Genomic DNA, 1,123 nt, shown 5'->3' on the forward strand with positions numbered 1-1,123 from the left:
CGATCTACGTCTGGCTTCTACTGGTGCTGTGCGTCGCTTTATGGCACAGAATCCAGCAGAATTCGACCCTAGAAAGTATCTAAAAGAAACTGTAAGTGCGATGAAAGAAATTGTAGTTGCTCGATACGAAGCGTTCGGAACAGCTGGTCGTGCTGATAAGATTAAGGCTCAAAGTCTTGATTCAATGTTTGCACAGTACCAAGACGGTTCTTTGGCTCCGAAGATATCTTAACCTTGGTAAGGGCCTGAATTTATTCAGGCCTTTTTTCTCATTGCGTTTAAAAAAGCCCTCATTAAAACTTTTATACTCAAACTGTCCAATATTTTCTAAGCGAAGCTGTTACTTGTCGCACAATCTTGGAAGTAAACCATAGAGCGTTCATCTGGTACATGGTATAAATGCCTGATTCATTTCTACTATTGTATTTATATGGAGTTTAAATGCACTCTCACTACCTAAGAGCCGGGAAAAATAAACTAATACTCCTGGTTGTTATTTTTCTTTCGGGCCTTTCTGCCTGTGATAGCGATGGTACTCGTAGTCTGCCTGAGGCTGCCACCGATACTACTGCACCGACTATTGTTCGCATCACTCCTGATTCTGAAGAGATAAGCTACGGCGTGGACTTAAATCCAACTGTGTTATTTAGTGAGAAAATGAATATAGATTCTTTACTTGATAATCGAGTTGGTATTTATTCTGGTAGTTTCGATCCTGACTCAATTACAGAGCCTGTTGAGCGAGAAATAAATATTTCTCACAGTACTGTCCCTGGGGAGTCAAAAGTACCAGATGAAGAAAGCGGTAAATTGATTGATGTTGACGCTACTGAGTTAACATTAGGGCTGAGTAGTGGTCGTTTTGCCTTACATAACACTTATACTCTTCAAGTGGAATCAGACGTACATGATTTAGTGGAAGATGATTTGTCAACAAGTGAGGATGAGCGTAATTTTCTTGAAGGCGGGGAGAGGGTCGCGTTTACGACGGAGTCTGGCGTATGGCACGAGTCCGAAACTCTTAATTTCAAGTACTTGAATGAAGAGGGTACACAGGCAGTCTTTCATCAAGGGGACAGCTTTGAGCCGATTATCCAAAGTAGTCAAAGTGGCACTACTTTAT

At 41.4% G+C, this 1,123-nt stretch carries 1 protein-coding gene and 1 pseudogene; both read left to right on the forward strand.

What is annotated here, in order from left to right; all coding sequences use genetic code 11:
- Positions 1–232 (forward strand): annotated as a pseudogene (locus A3729_RS32385) (fructose-1,6-bisphosphate aldolase); the annotation flags it as partial.
- Positions 233–441: 209 nt separating this feature from the next.
- A partial coding sequence (locus A3729_RS05810; protein WP_156497708.1) for an Ig-like domain-containing protein occupies positions 442–1,123 on the forward strand: 682 nt, incomplete at its 3' end.

This window comes from Oleiphilus sp. HI0043, from assembly GCF_001634935.1.